The organism is Leucobacter japonicus (genome assembly GCF_001273855.1).
Lineage (GTDB): Bacteria > Actinomycetota > Actinomycetes > Actinomycetales > Microbacteriaceae > Leucobacter > Leucobacter japonicus.
Window position 1 is genome coordinate 42,377 of the sequence record NZ_JHBX01000077.1, and the last position, 16,397, is coordinate 58,773.

15 protein-coding genes are annotated in these 16,397 nt (G+C 65.0%); 12 read left to right on the forward strand and 3 right to left on the reverse strand.

Annotated features, from left to right (window positions below):
- Positions 1-4 precede the first annotated feature (4 nt).
- Both lspA and AMS67_RS01360 read left to right on the forward strand, forming a co-directional pair.
- Complete coding sequence (lspA, locus tag AMS67_RS01355; RefSeq protein WP_075201170.1) at positions 5-649, forward strand: signal peptidase II; 645 nt, start codon at positions 5-7, stop codon at positions 647-649.
- Positions 636-1,553, forward strand: a complete 918-nt coding sequence (locus AMS67_RS01360; protein ID WP_053385774.1) for an RluA family pseudouridine synthase — start codon at positions 636-638, stop codon at positions 1,551-1,553. The genes lspA and AMS67_RS01360 overlap by 14 nt, the downstream gene beginning before the upstream one ends.
- On the opposite strand, the gene AMS67_RS01365 is transcribed toward AMS67_RS01360, so the two are convergent.
- Positions 1,550-3,085: a glycosyltransferase family 2 protein gene (locus AMS67_RS01365; RefSeq protein WP_053385775.1), complete on the reverse strand. Its 1,536-nt coding sequence runs from the start codon at positions 3,083-3,085 to the stop codon at positions 1,550-1,552. The two genes, AMS67_RS01360 and AMS67_RS01365, sit on opposite strands and share 4 nt — an antisense overlap.
- A 199-nt stretch (positions 3,086-3,284) precedes the next feature.
- Between AMS67_RS01365 and AMS67_RS01370 the strand changes: the two genes are divergently transcribed.
- From AMS67_RS01370 to msrA, 4 genes are all read left to right on the forward strand, one after another.
- Entirely contained in the window at positions 3,285-4,358 is a 1,074-nt protein-coding gene (locus AMS67_RS01370) for an acyltransferase (RefSeq protein ID WP_053385776.1), read from the forward strand.
- Positions 4,359-4,523: 165 nt separating this feature from the next.
- On the forward strand, positions 4,524-8,027 hold the full coding sequence (dnaE, locus tag AMS67_RS01375) for a DNA polymerase III subunit alpha (RefSeq protein ID WP_053385908.1): 3,504 nt from the start codon (positions 4,524-4,526) through the stop codon (positions 8,025-8,027).
- 34 nt (positions 8,028-8,061) lie between these two features.
- Positions 8,062-8,904 (forward strand): NAD(+) synthase, encoded by an 843-nt coding sequence (gene nadE, locus AMS67_RS01380; RefSeq protein WP_053385777.1) that lies wholly within the window; start codon positions 8,062-8,064, stop codon positions 8,902-8,904.
- Positions 8,901-9,428 (forward strand): peptide-methionine (S)-S-oxide reductase MsrA, encoded by a 528-nt coding sequence (gene msrA, locus AMS67_RS01385; RefSeq protein WP_053385778.1) that lies wholly within the window; start codon positions 8,901-8,903, stop codon positions 9,426-9,428. Before nadE ends, msrA begins: the two co-directional genes overlap by 4 nt.
- On the opposite strand, the gene ssb is transcribed toward msrA, so the two are convergent.
- Positions 9,425-9,967: a single-stranded DNA-binding protein gene (gene ssb, locus AMS67_RS01390; protein WP_053385779.1), complete on the reverse strand. Its 543-nt coding sequence runs from the start codon at positions 9,965-9,967 to the stop codon at positions 9,425-9,427. The genes msrA and ssb overlap by 4 nt on opposite strands.
- Before the next feature lie 264 nt (positions 9,968-10,231).
- On the opposite strand from ssb, the gene AMS67_RS01395 reads away from it, so the two are divergent.
- From AMS67_RS01395 to AMS67_RS01405, 3 genes are all read left to right on the forward strand, one after another.
- A complete protein-coding gene (locus tag AMS67_RS01395; RefSeq protein WP_053385780.1) occupies positions 10,232-10,720 on the forward strand; it encodes a DUF6993 domain-containing protein in 489 nt (162 codons plus the stop codon).
- An 88-nt stretch (positions 10,721-10,808) separates the two neighbouring features.
- Complete coding sequence (gene ettA / locus AMS67_RS01400) at positions 10,809-12,491, forward strand: energy-dependent translational throttle protein EttA (protein WP_053385781.1); 1,683 nt, start codon at positions 10,809-10,811, stop codon at positions 12,489-12,491.
- A gap of 106 nt (positions 12,492-12,597) precedes the next feature.
- Positions 12,598-13,065 carry an acyl-CoA thioesterase gene (locus AMS67_RS01405; protein WP_053385782.1) on the forward strand — a complete coding sequence of 156 codons (468 nt, stop codon included), beginning with the start codon at positions 12,598-12,600 and terminating at the stop codon, positions 13,063-13,065.
- 15 nt (positions 13,066-13,080) lie between these two features.
- Here the strand turns inward: AMS67_RS01405 and AMS67_RS01410 are convergent, their stop codons facing one another.
- Complete coding sequence (locus AMS67_RS01410; RefSeq protein WP_053385783.1) at positions 13,081-13,950, reverse strand: acyl-CoA thioesterase; 870 nt, start codon at positions 13,948-13,950, stop codon at positions 13,081-13,083.
- 93 nt (positions 13,951-14,043) lie between these two features.
- Between AMS67_RS01410 and AMS67_RS01415 the strand changes: the two genes are divergently transcribed.
- The 3 genes from AMS67_RS01415 (at position 14,044) to metK (ending at position 16,397) form a co-directional block, all read left to right on the forward strand.
- On the forward strand, positions 14,044-14,691 hold the full coding sequence (locus tag AMS67_RS01415) for a DUF8185 domain-containing protein (protein ID WP_053385784.1): 648 nt from the start codon (positions 14,044-14,046) through the stop codon (positions 14,689-14,691).
- A 69-nt stretch (positions 14,692-14,760) separates the two neighbouring features.
- The gene (rpoZ, locus tag AMS67_RS01420; RefSeq protein WP_053352927.1) at positions 14,761-15,042 is read left to right on the forward strand and encodes a DNA-directed RNA polymerase subunit omega; all 282 of its coding nucleotides are present in this window, start codon (positions 14,761-14,763) and stop codon (positions 15,040-15,042) included.
- Positions 15,043-15,203: 161 nt separating this feature from the next.
- On the forward strand, positions 15,204-16,397 hold the full coding sequence (gene metK / locus AMS67_RS01425) for a methionine adenosyltransferase (protein WP_053385785.1): 1,194 nt from the start codon (positions 15,204-15,206) through the stop codon (positions 16,395-16,397).

Consider the following 16,397-nt stretch of genomic DNA (forward strand, 5'->3'; position numbering starts at 1 on the left):
GAACGTGAACGACGGTTCCGAGGCGGTGGGCACCCCCACCGCCTCGCGACGGCGTGCGCTCGTGCCGCTGCTCCTCCTGGGAGTGGCGGCTGTGGTGTTATCCGCCGATCAACTCGTGAAGAACTGGGTCGTCGACCATCTGGTCGAGGGCCAGACGGTGCCCGTGTGGGGCGAGCTGCTGCGGTGGCACTTCGTGCGCAACCCCGGAGCTGCGTTCTCATTCGCAACCGGTTCGACCTGGATCTTCACCATCCTGGCGGTCGCCGTCGTCGTGGTCGTCCTCTGGCAGATTCGACGACTGCGTTCGGTCGCGTGGGCGCTGTTCCTCGGGTTGCTCCTGGGCGGGGTGCTCGGCAATCTGACGGATCGTCTGACCCGTGAGCCAGGTTTTCCGCAGGGCCACGTGATCGACTTCATCTCGACGCCCTGGTTGTGGCTCGGCTTCAATGAAGCGATCTACAACATCGCCGACATCGCCATCGTCTCCGGAATGATCCTGTTCATCCTGATCACGCTTCTCGGCGTTTCGATCGATGCCCGACCTCGCAGCGACCGCGATTCGACGTCCGCTGCAGACGACACCGATCCCGCAGGGGAGTCGCGCGACGACGCACACGGTGCAGAAGACCAGGCGCATGGAACACCGTAGTTTTCCGGTCCCGGACGGTCTCGCGGGCGAGCGCGTCGACGCGGCACTCGCCAAGATGCTCGGTTTCTCGCGCAGTTTCGCCGCGGAGATCGCGAGCTCGGGCGATGTTGTGCTGGACGGTCGGACGCTGGGCAAGTCGGATCGTTTGACGGCAGGCGGCTGGCTCGAAGTGTCGTGGCAGGAGAAGCGCGGCCCCGAGATCGTTCCGGTCGACCTCCCGGAGCTCGGAATCGTGCACGATGACGATGAGATCGTCGTGATCGACAAACCCGCGGGCGTTGCTGCGCACCCATCGTTGGGCTGGCAGGGACCCACGGTGCTGGGCGCGCTGGCGGGAGCCGGGTACCGGATCGCCACTTCAGGCCCGCCCGAGCGTCAGGGCATCGTGCATCGCCTCGACGCGGGCACCAGCGGACTCATGGTGGTGGCCAAGAGCGAGCGTGCGTACAGCGACCTCAAGCGCGCGTTCAAGGAGCGCGAGGTGGAGAAGATTTATCACGCCGTCGTGCAAGGTCATCCGGATCCGTTCGCGGGAACCATCGATGGGCCGATTGGTCGTCATCCCGGTCACGAGTGGAAGTTTGCCGTCACGCGCGACGGCAAACCTTCGGTGACGCACTACGAAACGCTCGAGGCCTTCCCCTACGCCACGCTGCTCGAGATCCAGTTGGAGACCGGTCGCACCCACCAGATTCGTGTACACATGGCAGCCCAGCGGCATCCGTGCGTGGGCGACGGCATGTACGGCGCCGACCCGACCCTCTCGGCTCGGCTCGGGCTCACGCGGCAGTGGCTGCACGCGATGCGACTCGGCTTCCGTCACCCCGGGTCGGGAGAACGGGTGACGTACTCGAGTCGATACCCTGCAGACCTGCAGCACGCACTCGACGTGCTCGACGCCTAGTCGTTCGTGCTGCGGCGTGTGCCGCGACCGTGCAGGCTGAGGTTGCCGCGGTCGGTCGTGTACAGCCGCACACCGGCGACCTCGCGAGCGGGTCGGCGATCCGCCGTCACGCGAATGCGGTCCCCACTGAGCCGGCGCCCCGAACGGGCAACCGTCCAGAGGTCGACGCGATCCGCACCGTATCGGCGCAGGAGCGAGTTCGGCACGACGAATCGGTAGCTGGGGCCGTCGGTGTCGCCAGATGAGGATGCGTCAGCGCGATAGGCGAGTCGGCCGGGAATGGCTGCCGCGCGCGCGACCTTGCGTCCGGCAAGAAGCAGCGTCGCCCCCGCAGCATCACCGGTGAGCAGTCGCGCGATCCATCGCGAGCCTCCGCGGACGACGCGGCGGTCGAGGTACGGGCGCGAGGCACGGTACACGCGGTCCGCGAGTCGCGCTCGAATTCCCGCTCCGGCACTCCGCAGCGGCGAATCTTCCGATGTCGGCGACATCGAGATGGTCAATTCGAGCCCGCCGGGAACGGCGCGAGCCCCGACCGCTCGAGGGAGATGATCGAGTTCAGGCGCCGACGCGATGAGGCGGTCCAGGCCTGATACGTCTCCGGCCCGAATGAGTTCGAGCTTCAATCGGTCCGTCGGATGCGCGATCCGCGCGTCGCTCGACTCGGGGAGGAAGTCGTGCAGGAAGGCGCGGTGAAGATTGACCCATTCGTGTCGACGATCGGAATCCATGAGCATCCAGCGCTTCGGCGCATAGAACCGCAAGCCCTTGCGCGTGAAGAACTGACGGATAAGGGTGCTGCTGCGTGTCTCATCTGGAACACCGGCACGCAGCGTCTCGGCAATCGTGCGACATGACGACACGTAGTTCTGCGGGTCGATCGCCTGGCTCGAAATGTTTCCGCCGTCGTCGCGCAACGCGATGAGGTACAACGGGCCGGATCCCGAGAACAGGATTCGGCGGGCGAGCACGTAGGCGCGCGTCACGAAGATTCCGTCTTCCAGGCGCACTTTGCCCTCGGGGAATCGGAGCCCCTCCGTCTCCAGCATGTCGCGCCGGAAGAGCTTCTGCGGTGACAGGCTTTCCATGGCGCGCTCGAGCGAGATCGGGCCTTCCGGGTGACGCTCGAACAACGCCTGCACGTGGCGACCCCCGGTCCCCGCAAATCGAGGGATCACGACGTCGGCCTCCGCCCAGTCGGCCTGATCCGCCATCACGCGGAGTGCATGCGGCACCATCGTGTCATCCGCATCCATGAACAGTACGTAGCGTCCTTGCGCGCGTTCGAGGCCCCGGTTGCGCGGCATCCCGGGCCATCCGCTGTTTTCCTGATGCACGACGGTGATCCGGTGATCCAGGGCGGCGAAGCGGTCGAGTTCTGCGCCTGATCCATCCGTCGAACCGTCGTTGATGGCGATGATCTCGATGTCGCGCAGGTCTTGAGCGACCAACGATTCGAGCGTCCCGGTGAGGTAGGGCATCGAATTGTAGACGGGAATCACCACGCTCACGCGCGGGATGCGTTCGTTCACTGGGCAACTCCTCGAAGTATCGCTAGCGGCGGCGGCCCATGTCGATGGAACCTCGTACTTGGAACGGGGCGCTGGGAGAGCGCGTTCGTACCCGCCGTCCGTTCACCCTACTCCCGGCGAGGTTTTGAACCGCTGTGACGACCCGCTGGGTCGGCCGGCTGTGAGCCTCGGTGCGCAGAGCTTGATACGCTTCCGAGGCATGGATACTCAGGCAGCGACGACCACTCCCGTGCGGGAGGACCCGAAGCGCATCGAGTATTTCGAGGTGTTGCGCGTCGTTGCGACGATCGCGGTGATCGGGATCCACGCCGCGATTACCGAATGGCATGCGATTCTGATCATCGACACCCGATGGGTTGAGTTGACGTGGATCAACGGTGCACTCCGGTTCTGCGTACCGATCTTCTTCATGATCTCGGGAGCGCTCTTCCTCGACCCCCAGCGCACGCTTCGGGCCCGTTCTTTGCGGCGACGAATTGCACGTCTCGCCTTCGGATATGCCGTGTGGTCGCTGCTGTACGCGGCGCTCACGGTGTACGGCCCCGGTGGAAGCCGGGATCTGTGGGAGTTCATCTCCGAATTCGTGACCGGTCACTTCCACTTGTGGTTCCTGATCGCACTGATTGGGTTGAACCTGGCGACGCCGATCCTGCGCCGGATCACGACCGACCGTCGCATCTCGTGGTACTTCGTCGCACTCGCGGTTCCGTTCGCGGCGGTGTTTCCGCTGCTCGAATCCATCTCGGGTGCCGGTGACCTGTTGCGGTCGGTGCTCGGCACGATGCGCTTCGACCTCGTGCTCGGGTACTCCGGCTACTTCGTGCTCGGCTATCTGCTGCATACGGCGCGCGGCACGACACGAGCACGCGTGGGGTGGATCATCTGCGCAGCTGCAGGCATCGCGGCGACGGTCTGGGGCACGATCGACGCGTCGCGGGCAGCGGGAGAGACTGATGAGCGGTACTTCGACTTCGTGTCGATCACCGTGGCCGTCGTCGCTGTCGCCGTCTTCGTCTGCGCACGCGATTGGAACGTGTCGCACCGGCTGAGCACGAGGTGGTCTCGCGCGGTGACCCTGTTTGCCGGGGCATCATTCGGAATCTATCTCGTGCATCCCTTCTTCCTGTGGTGCCTGCGGCAGGTCGGAGTGACGACGGAGATCGCCAGCCCCTGGATCTCGGTTCCCGTGCTCACCGTCGCAGTCGCCGCACTGAGTCTCGGGGCCTCACTGCTTTTGCGGTGCATCCCTTGGGTGCGCGGGGTACTTGCCTGATCGCTTGATCGCTTGATCGCCGGATCGCGCCGCGCCGCGCGCGCCGTCTCGCGAAGTGTCGAATGTCAGAGGCGCGCAGTACCCTGGTGATGGTCCGCGAGAGGGGTTTCACCGGTGTCAGATTCAGACGGGTTCGTGCACCTGCACGTGCACAGCGAGTACTCGATGCTCGACGGGGCGGCGCGTGTCGGGCCGCTCATGGAGGCCGCGGCTGCGCAGGGAATGCCGGCGATCGCCGTCACTGACCACGGCAACACGTTCGGTGCGTTCGACTTCTGGCGACAGGCCAAAGACCACGGGCTCAACCCCATCATCGGCATTGAGGCGTACCTCACGCCGGGCACGCATCGCACGGACAAGACACGTGTGCGCTGGGGCGACGGCGGTGGCGACGACGTCTCGGGCTCGGGCGCTTACACGCACATGACCATGCTGTCCGAGTCGACGGAGGGCATGCACAACCTCTTCCGACTCTCGAGCTACGCGTCGATGCAGGGCTACTACTTCAAGCCGCGTATGGATCGTGAGCTCCTCCAGACCTATGGGAAGGGGCTGATCACCACGACCGGCTGCCCGTCGGGCGAGATCCAGACCCGACTGCGCCTGGGGCAGTACCAGGAGGCGCGTCAGGCCGCGGCAGAATTCCAGGACATCTTCGGGCGCGAGAATTTCTTCTGCGAGCTGATGGATCACGGACTCGAGATCGAGCGCCGTGTGCAGAGCGATCTCGTGAAGATCGCCCGCGATCTCTCGATTCCGCTCGTCGCGACGAATGACCTCCACTACGTGCACGAGGCCGATGCCGAGGCGCACTCGGCGCTCCTGTGCGTGCAGTCGGGGTCGCGCCTTGACGATCCGAACCGATTCCAATTCAACGGGTCGGGGTACTACCTGAAGACGGCCGCTGAAATGCGGCACATCTTCCGCGACTTCCCGGAGGCGTGCGATAACACCCTGCTCATCGCCGAGCGCTGCAATGTCGAATTCAACACCTCGGCGAACTATATGCCGCGATACCCGGTGCCCGCAGGGGAATCCGAAGATAGCTGGTTCATCAAAGAGGTCGAGCTGGGACTGCAGTACCGGTACCCGAACGGCATTCCCGATAATGTGCGCAAGCAGGCCGAGTACGAGATCGGCGTCATTACGCAGATGGGGTTCCCCGGCTACTTCCTCGTCGTCGCCGACTTCATCAATTGGTCGAAGAACAACGGTATCCGCGTGGGCCCCGGCCGCGGTTCGGGTGCCGGTTCGATGGTGGCGTACGCGATGCGCATCACCGATCTCGATCCGCTGCAGCACGGGCTAATCTTCGAGCGCTTCCTGAACCCCGACCGTGTTTCGATGCCCGACTTCGACGTCGACTTCGATGATCGTCGCCGCGGCGAGGTCATCAAGTACGTGACGGAGAAATACGGCGATGAGCGTGTCGCTCAGATCGTCACCTACGGCACGATCAAATCGAAGCAGGCGCTGAAAGATTCGTCGCGCGTGCTCGGGTTCCCCTTCGGCATGGGCGAGAAGCTGACCAAAGCGATGCCGCCCGCCGTCATGGCGAAAGACATTCCCCTCTCGGGTATCACCGACAGCAAGCACCCGAGGTACAAAGAGGCAGCCGAGTTCCGCGCGGTACTGCAAGAAGACCCCGAGGCCAAGACGGTCTACGACACCGCACTCGGGCTCGAAGGCCTGAAACGGCAGTGGGGTGTGCACGCCGCCGGTGTGATCATGTCGAGCGATCCGCTCATCGACATCATTCCGCTGCAGAAGCGCGAACAAGACGGTCAGATCGTCACCCAGTTCGATTACCCGACCTGCGAGGGCCTCGGGCTGATCAAGATGGACTTTCTGGGGTTGCGCAACCTCACGATCATCTCGGATGCGCTGGAGAACATCCGCCTGAACCGTGGCGAGGAGCTCGACCTCGAGCGCCTCGAGCTCGACGATGCGCCGTCGTACGAGTTGCTCGCGCGCGGAGACACACTCGGAGTGTTCCAGCTCGACGGCGGGCCGATGCGCGGCCTGCTGCGCCTCATGAAGCCCGACAACTTCGAAGACATCTCCGCGGTGCTCGCACTGTACCGCCCGGGTCCCATGGGCGCCGATTCTCATACGAACTACGCGCTCCGCAAGAACGGCTTGCAAGAGATCACGCCGATTCACCCCGAGCTGGCCGAGCCGCTGAAAGACATCCTCGAGACGACGTACGGCCTCATCATCTACCAGGAGCAGGTGATGTCGATCGCGCAGCGGGTCGCGGGCTTCTCGCTCGGTCAGGCCGATATTCTGCGACGCGCCATGGGCAAGAAAAAGAAGTCCGAGCTCGACAAACAGTACGAAGGCTTTGCCGGCGGCATGAAAGAGCGCGGGTACTCTGAGGCCGCTGTCAAAGCGCTCTGGGACATTCTGCTGCCCTTCTCGGACTACGCATTCAACAAGGCGCACTCTGCAGCGTACGGCGTGGTGAGCTACTGGACCGCCTATCTCAAAGAGCACTATCCCGCCGAGTACATGGCGGCGCTGTTGACGAGCGTCGGCGACTCCAAAGACAAACTCGCGATCTATCTCAACGAGTGCCGCCGCATGGGCATCAAGGTGCTGCCGCCCGCGGTGAATGAATCGTTCGCGAACTTCTCGGCAGTCGGCACCGATATTCGATTCGGCCTCGGCGCGATTCGCAACGTCGGTACGAACGTCGTCGAGGCAGTCCGGGAGGCGCGCGAGACCAAGGGCAACTTCGAGACGTTCCACGACTATCTCAAGAAGGTGTCGCTGGTCGGGCTGAACAAGCGCACGATCGAATCACTCATCAAAGCGGGTGCCTTCGACGGGCTCGGGGGTACGCGACGGGCACTGGTCGAAATTCACGAATCCGCGATCGAAAGTTCGGTCAAGGAGAAGCGTGACGCTGAGAACGGCAATGTTGGTTTCGATTTCGACAGCCTGTTCGCTGAAGTCGCCGAGGCGGACGGTGCCGGTGATTCGGTGTCGCAGGTTCCCGATCGCCCGGAGTGGACGAAGAAAGACAAGCTCGCCTTCGAACGAGAGATGCTCGGCTTGTACGTCTCGGATCACCCGCTTCGCGGACTCGACGCCGCCCTTGCGAAAGAGGCGAGTGCCACCGTGCAGCAGGTGACCAACCCCGAAGCGAGCCCGAGTTTCGATGGCGAGATTGTCACGGTCGCCGGGCTCCTCACGAGTGTGCAGCACCGCACGGCGAAGTCCGGCAACCTGTACGGCATGGTCACGATCGAGGACTTCACCGGCGAGGTGCAGGCGCTCTTCATGGGGAAGTCGTATCAGGAGTTCGGCAGCCTGCTGCAGCCCGACAGCGTGGTGGCGCTCCGAGGGAAGATGAATGCGCGTGACGACGGCATGTCTATGCACGCCTACGGGGTCAAACCGATCGACGTCTCTGCGCAAGACGACGCGTCGATGCTGATGATCTCCCTTGCGGACTCCCGAGCGACCGAGAAGGTGATGGGGGAGTTGAAAGATACCCTGACGCGTCACCGGGGTGACAGCGAGGTGCGTTTGAACCTGATGACGTCGACGGCGATCCGCGTCTTCGAGCTTCCGCAGCAGGTGCGCATCACGGCTGATCTCTTCGGCGAGCTGAAGGGCCTGCTCGGCCCGCGGTGTCTGCTGCCCGTGGAAGATCTGCTGTAACCGTGCGGCAATCAGGCCGGAGTAGGGTGTGCGTATGAGCGAGTCACAGCAGCAGATCATCGACGCCCTGGGCGTGCAACCCGAGATCGACCCGCAGGCGGAGATCGAACGTCGCGTCGCCTTTCTCGCCGCATACGCCGCTTCCATTCCAGGGGTGCGCGGCTTCGTGCTCGGAATTTCCGGCGGCCAAGATTCGTCGCTGGCGGGTCGGCTGGTGCAGCTCGCTGTCGAACGCTTGCGCGCCGAGGGTCGCGAGGCAGAGTTCGTCGCCGTGCGGCTGCCGCACGGCGTGCAGCAGGATGAAGACGATGCGCAACTCGCACTCCAGTTCATCGCGCCCGATCAGACGTTGACGGTGGATATCAAGCCCGCGACTTCCGCGCTCGATGCGGCCGTGTCGGATGCCCTCGGCTCACCGGTCACCGATTTCAATCGTGGCAACATCAAGGCGCGAATGCGCATGGTCGCGCAGTACGCTATCGCGGGCGACCGCGGACTCCTCGTGGTGGGTACAGATCACGCTGCGGAAGCGGTGACCGGCTTCTTCACCAAGTTTGGCGACGGGGCGGCCGACGTCGTACCGCTCGACGGATTGACCAAGGGGCAGGGTGCCTCGCTGCTCCGGGCGCTCGATGCCCCGGAGCGGCTCTGGAAGAAGGCACCGACCGCCGATCTGCTCGACGACCAGCCGGGGCAGACCGATGAATCGAGCCTCGGCGTCAGCTACTCCGAGATTGACGCGTTCCTCACCGGGAACACGGTCGACCCGTCGAGCGTTGAGAACCTCGAGCGCCGGTACCGCGCGACGGAGCACAAGCGCCGTCAGCCGGTCTCGCCCAGCGATGACTGGTGGGTGCCGGCTGAAGGAGAGAAATGACGAACACGACTTACGTTCTGGCCGGGGGCTGCTTCTGGTGCTTGGATGCCGCGTATCGCGCACTCAGGGGTGTCACTGATGTGGTGTCGGCCTACACGGGTGGCGAGAGCGACCAACCCACGTATGAGCAGGTGTGCACGGGAGCAACGGGGCATGCGGAAGCCGTGGCCGTGACATTCGACCCGGAGGTCATTCCTTCCTCGGTGATCCTGGATGCGTTCTTCACGATGCACGACCCGACTCAGCTCAACCGGCAGGGCAACGACGTGGGAACGCAGTACCGATCCGCGATGTTCCCAGCAGACGACGCGCAACGGGCCGAGTTCGAGTCCGCCCGCGAGCGGGCGGGCGGACTCTGGCCTCGTCCGGTCGTTACGACGATCGAACCGCTCGGCGCGCTGTATTCGGCTGAGGAGTACCACCAGGATTTCTTCGCGAAGAATCCGACCCAGGGATACTGCCTCGCGGTCGCCGTGCCGAAGGTGAACAAGGTTCGGGCGTCGTTCGCCGAGTACCTGCGTTAGGCGGCAGCCGGCAGCGCATCCGCCTCGGCGACGTCGCCTTCGCCGAACGGCGCACGCTCGGCATCGTCAGAAGTCACCGGGGTCACCGGCCATCCCGAATCCGACGGGGTGAGTGCGTCGTCGGAGAAGGCTCCGGGACTCGCCGGCTCAGCCGATGCGTCAGATTCGATCGGTGGGGGTGCGGCGTTCTGCTTCGCAAACGTGCTCGTGCCCCAGCGAAGGTCGTGGCCGATCGCATCGGCTTCGACTTCGACGGAGGTGCCAGACTTCTCCTCCGTCTCCCACGCGCGAACGCGCAATCGCCCATTCACGATGACGCGGTCGCCGGTGGAAAACGACGCGGCTGAGTGATCGGCGAGGCCTCGGAAGGTGTTGACCGTCAGCCAGTTGGTCTCGCCATCGACCCACTGGGAACGCTCGCGATCGTATTTCCGCTCGGTCGCGGCGATGCGGAACGTGCAGAGCGTTACCTTGCCCGGTGTCGAAATCAGTTTGGGGGTCGTCGCAACCGTGCCGACGACGCAGACAGTGGTGGTCATGCTTCGCTCCTTCGTTGATGCCGCGAACGGCGGGGAATGTGATGAGCGGGCGGCGCGTGCCGTGCGGAGTCCGTGCCGCCCGCTCACCCATAGCCTGCGCGATCCACGCGGCTCCCACCGGCGGGTGCGCGCGAATTGTGAACGCCGCAGGAGCAGTCCGGGAGAATCCACAACAGTGAGCGCATCATTGCACCTGGCTGCGGGAGGGGCCCTGTTCCAGCGCATCACCAGCCAGGTCGTGCACCCGCTTTGTACACTGTGCGTGTGCCTACTGATCCGCATCCCTCCCGCCGATCCGCGTTTGCCGCTGTCGCAGCGCTCGCGCTGAGCGCACTGCTGCTCGGCGGGTGCGCCCTGCTCGAGGGTCCCACTCCCGAGACTCCGAAGCGCGAGACGCAGGCACCGCCCGAGACCACCCCCGAGCTGGTCCCCGGGGGGTCCGCCGCCGAGAATCTGCCGTATTTCACGGAAGTGCTGCGGGCGTACAGTGCCGGTACGGGGGCCGTGCAAGGCGCACCGATCGTGGAGGCCGTTGCCGATGCCGGTTTTGACAAGAGCGCGATGCAGGTGAGTTTCGACGCGAGCAAGACCAATCTGCCCGCCGACAACATCTTTGTGTCGGTGCGCATCGGTACGGACTGCTTGATCGGTCAAGTCGTTGCGGCCGATCGGAGCTTCGTCGCTCAGAACGAACCCGCTGTGGGGCCGAATCAGGATCTGTGCCTGATCGGGGAGACCGCGCCCATCAGCTGAGCAACGCTCCGCGCGGTAGAGTGGTGGCGATCCGCATCCATTCCTGCCCACAAAGGAGTTCGGGGCGCCTTCGCGCCCGAAAGTGTCTATGGCTGAGTACATTTACCAGATGGTTCGCGCGCGCAAGGCGCACGGCGACAAGGTGATCCTCGATGACGTGACCATGGCGTTCCTGCCGGGCGCGAAGATCGGTGTGGTCGGCCCGAACGGGGCCGGTAAGTCCACGATTCTGAAGATCATGGCGGGGCTCGATACCCCGTCGAACGGTGACGCGATCCTGACCCCCGGGTACTCTGTCGGCATCCTGATGCAGGAGCCGGAGCTCGATGAGCACCTGACGGTGCTCGAGAACGTGCAGCAGGGCGTTGCCGAAATCAAGGGCAAGCTCGATCGCTTCAACGAGATCTCGGCCGAAATGGCCAACCCCGACGCTGACTACGACACGCTGCTGCCCGAGATGGGCGAGCTCCAGGAAGCCATCGACGCGGTCGACGGCTGGGATCTCGACAACCAGCTCGAGCAGGCCATGGACGCACTTCGCTGCCCGCCGGCTGACGCCATCATCTCGAATCTCTCGGGGGGTGAGAAGCGCCGCGTCGCGCTCTGCAAGCTGCTGCTCGAGAAGCCGGACCTGCTGCTCCTCGACGAGCCGACGAACCACCTCGACGCCGAAAGCGTGCTCTGGCTCGAGCAACACCTCGCAAAGTACCCGGGTGCGGTCATGGCCGTGACCCACGACCGGTACTTCCTGGATCACGTCGCCACGTGGATCTGCGAGGTCGACCGCGGTCGCCTGTATCCGTACGAGGGCAATTACTCCACCTACCTGGAGCAGAAGGCCGCGCGTCTCGAGGTCCAGGGCAAGAAGGACCAGAAGCTGCAGAAGCGCCTGAAAGAGGAACTCGAGTGGGTGCGCTCGAACACCAAGGGACGCCAGGCGAAGTCGAAGGCCCGTCTGGCCCGCTACGAAGAGATGGCGACGGAGGCCGAGCGCACGCGCAAGCTCGACTTCGAGGAGATCCAGATTCCCGCCGGACCGCGTCTCGGCAACGTCGTGCTCGAGGCGAAGTCCCTGAACAAGGGGTTCGACGGCCGCACTTTGATCGACGGCCTGTCGTTCTCGCTGCCGCGCAACGGCATCGTGGGCATCATCGGCCCGAACGGTGTCGGCAAGACGACGCTCTTCAAGACGATCGTGGGCATGGAGCCGCTCGACGGCGGCGAGCTCAAGATCGGTGAGACGGTCAAGCTGAGCTACGTCGATCAGACCCGCGGCGGCATCGATCCCAAGAAGACCGTGTGGGAGGTGGTCTCCGAGGGCCTCGACTACATGAAAGTCGGCAACGTGGAGATCCCGTCGCGCGCCTATGTCTCGACCTTCGGATTCAAGGGCCCGGATCAGCAGAAGCCGGCCGGCGTGCTCTCCGGTGGCGAGCGCAACCGCCTGAACCTGGCGTTGACGCTCAAGCAGGGCGGCAACCTGCTGCTCCTCGACGAGCCGACCAACGACCTCGACGTCGAGACGCTCACGAGCCTCGAGAATGCGCTGCTCGAGTTCCCGGGTTGCGCGGTCGTCATCACGCACGATCGGTGGTTCCTGGATCGCATCGCGACGCACATCCTCGCCTACGAAGGCACCGAGGAGAACCCCGCGAGCTGGTACTGGTTCGAGGGCAACTTCGAGGCCTACGAGGCGAACAAGGTCGAGCGCCTCGGTGCCGACGCGGCGAAGCCGTCGCGGGTCACCTACCGCAAGCTCACGCGCGACTGAACCGCAGCGAGGCGCGGCTCCCGATTGGGAGCCGCGCCTCGCTTGCTGGGGGCGCACATCGTTCGCCTCGCGGGCGGCAGCGCGGCGAGGTGAGAGGGGATCACTCATGGCACGGACACGCGTCGATATGGAACTGCGCTGGGGCGATCAAGACGCCTACGGGCACGTGAACAACGTCGCATTCGCGCGATTTCTCGAGGAGGCTCGCGTGCGCACCTTCTGGCTGGGGTCGGGGCGCGAGCGCACTGGAATGGAGCTTCATTTCCGGGGCGACGATCCGAACGGCCCGAAGATGCTCGTGGCGAGCCAACAGATCGAGTACACCCGCGTGCTCGAGTATTCGGAGCGCCCGATCACCGTCGAATTGTGGATCGGCAAGCTCGGGGGTTCGAGCCTTGAAGTCCACTACGAAATCGTCGATGGCGCGGCTGCCGAACGCTCGGTCGTCGCGAAGGCGATCTCCCACATCGTCATCGTCGACGGGGTGACGCTGCGTCCGGTGCGTCTCTCTGAGGTCGGTCGAGCGTCGGTCGAACCCTGGATGGACGAGCCGCTGCGCATGCGGCGCGGCTGAGCGCGGTTTTTCGGCTTACTCCTGGCCGGGCAGCCGGATCATGCTCTCCTGCGCCACGCTTGCCACCAGGTTGCCGTCACGATCGAAGAAGCGGCCATGCGCGAGCCCGCGACCGCCCTGTGAGGTCGGCGAATCGAGCTCGTAGAGCAACCACTCGTCGACCCGGAACGGGCGGTGGAACCACATGGCATGGTCGAGGCTCGCCGCCCGCATCCCCGGTGTGGCCCACGGAATGCCGTGCTGTCGCGCCACCGGTTCGAGCAGCAGGTAGTCGCTGCCGAAGGCGAGTGCCGCGGCATTGAGAAGCGGTGACGCGTCGAATGCTTCGCGGCTGCGCATCCAGACGCGTTGCGTCGAGGTGCGCTCGGCAACGCGCAGGATGATGTCTGACTCGGCGTAGCGAAAGTCGAACGGTCGGTTGAGTACCCACGAGGCACGCCCATCGCCGCCGAGGTGGCCGTACTTTTCCCAGACGGTCGGCAACGTGTCCGGGTCGGGAACCGTCGCAAGATCAATCGTCTGCTGGTGCTCCACACCCGCATCCGGGGTCTGAAACGAAGAGATCATCGACATGCGCGCCTCGCCGTGCTGATAGGCCTGCACGCGTCGGGTCGAGAACGAGCGCCCATCGTGGAGGCGGTCGACTTCGAAAGTCATACGCTCGTCGCTATCGCCCGGGCGCAGGAAGTAGCCGTGCATCGAGTGGATGTGTCGATCGTCGGGGACCGTCGTGCCGGCAGCGGCGATCGCCTGACCGAGCACCTGTCCACCGAAGGATCGCCCGTGCGGGGTGGGCAGCGGCGGGCCGGTCAGGATGTTCTCACGGGTGCGTGCGCCCGAATCGAGCACGGTGAGCATCTCAAGCAGGTTCGGTGATGCGGTCATGGAAGCCTCCGTCGTGTGCGCGCGGACTGGAATGGCCCCAGTCTAGGGCTGCGGCCGGGGTGCTCTGGCCTGCGCGGACTAGACTCGGCAGCGATGCCTGCGACCCTTTCGCTCGCCGATGCGGCGACACGCGACGACCTGAAGATCTTTCTCGAACGACTCCTGCGCGCGGGTCAACCCGAGGTGCGGATCGTGTCGCGGGGGACTGCGCTCGCGGTGTTCGGGTGCACGCAGGCGCCGCGCGGGATCACCGATCCGGTGCCAGTGGTGCTCGTTATGCGTGCGTTCGCTCTGGCAACGTCGACGGAGCCAGATGTCGACACCACGGTCGAGGCGCGCGCGCTGCTCGATCGCATTGCCCGACTCGGGTTCATCGGCCGTGAATTGGAACTGCCGGTTCCGAGCCCGATGGCGGCATGGGCCGGCGTACTGCCGCCCACCTCGGGCTGGATCCCGGCCGGTTCGCTGGACGCGGCGTCGGTGCGCCGGGTTGCACTCGAGGGAATCGACCGCGTGGCCGCGGCGCTGCCCGCCGATCCCGGCGAAGCTGTGGTGCACCGCGTTCGAGCAACGGTGTGGGGGTTGGAGATGGCGCCCGGTGTGCCGGCAGCGGCCGCATTCGCCGCCGAGACGCTGGGGTTTCTCGGTGATGACGCGCCGGTCCACATTGCGCGTTCGCTGACGTGGACGCGTCTCACCGCGGCGCGCGGGCATGTGCTGGTGCGCTCGCTTCTGGGGTAGTCGAGTTGCGCGTCCAGCGAATCCCTCGTTCCTCGGGTAGGATAGGACGGTCAACAAGAGGAGTGTGTAATGGCCAACCCCAACGGCATCATCGACCCGCCCATCGACGATCTGCTCGAGAAGGTCGATTCGAAGTACGCCCTGGTGGTCTTCGCTTCGCAGCGTGCCCGTCAGATCAACGACTACTACACCGATCTGCACGACGGCAATCTGTTCGATAACGTCGGCCCGCTGGTCGATTCGTCGGTCGACGACAAGCCGCTCTCGATCGCCCTGCACGAGATCGTCGAGGGCAAGCTCACGATGACCCGGCGCGCTGAGGCCACGCCGGAGCTCGACGAAGAGGCGTAAGTCGCGATTGCAGCCGCAATCTTTCGCTGTGCTCTGCAATCTTGAGTGATGCGGCTCAGCAATGTCGGTGGCGTCGGATACCCTGAAAGGGTCCGACGCCACCGGCGTTTTTTCATCTGGTGGATGTATTTCCGCCCCGTCATCGCAGTTCTAGGAGACCCGTGTCGTTGCGTCAGTTCACCTCAGAGTCCGTTACCGAGGGGCACCCCGACAAGATCTGCGACCGCATCTCGGATACGATCCTCGACGCGATGCTCGCGCAAGACCCGGGCGCTCGCGTCGCCGTCGAAACGCTCGTGACCACGGGCTTGGTGCACGTTGCCGGTGAGGTCTCCACGACGGGGTACGTCGAAATCCCGCAGCTCGTGCGCAACGCCGTGCGTGAGATCGGCTACACCAGCTCCGAAATGGGGTTCGACGCGTCGTCCTGCGGTGTTTCTGTGTCGATTGGCCAGCAATCGCCCGATATCGCCGGCGGTGTCGACACGTCGCTCGAGGTGCGCAGCGGTTCAGGTGACGACGACGCGCTGAGCCGTCAGGGCGCGGGTGACCAGGGCATCATGTTCGGGTTCGCCACGGACGAGACGCCGGAGCTCCACCCGCTTCCCAGCTGGATCGCGCATCGCCTGGCCGAGCGCCTCACCGAGGTGCGCAAGAGCGGTGAGCTGCCCGAGCTGCGCCCCGACGGCAAGACGCAGGTGACGATCGGGTACGACGGAGACCGTGCCGCGAGTGTCGAAGCCGTCGTGGTCTCGACGCAGCATCACGCCGATCTGACGCAGCCCGCGCTCCGTGACGCGATCGAACGCCTCGTCATTCGTCCGGTGCTCGAGCGCGTCGAACTCTCGAGTGCAGACGCCGACCTGTTCATCAACCCGGCCGGCCCGTTCGTCGTCGGCGGCCCGATGGGCGACGCCGGGCTCACCGGCCGAAAGATCATCATCGACACCTACGGCGGTGCGAGCCGACACGGCGGTGGCGCCTTCAGTGGCAAGGACCCGTCGAAGGTCGACCGTTCTGCCGCGTATGCGATGCGCTGGGTCGCGAAGCACGTGGTGCGCGCCGGGCTGGCCTCGCGCGCGGAACTGCAGGTGGCGTACGCGATTGGTCGTGCCCACCCGGTCGGTCTCTACGTCGAGACCTTCGGCACGGAGACGGTGCCGCTCGACCGCATCGAGCGCGCCGTGCGCGAGACCTTCGACCTGCGACCCCTCGCCATCATCCGTGATCTCGAACTGCTGCGCCCGATCTACGCGAAGACGAGCGCGTACGGGCACTTCGGCCGCGAACTGCCCGAGTTCACCTGGGAGGCTACCCCGCGCGTCGCAGAGCTGCGGGCCGCCGCCGGGCTCTAG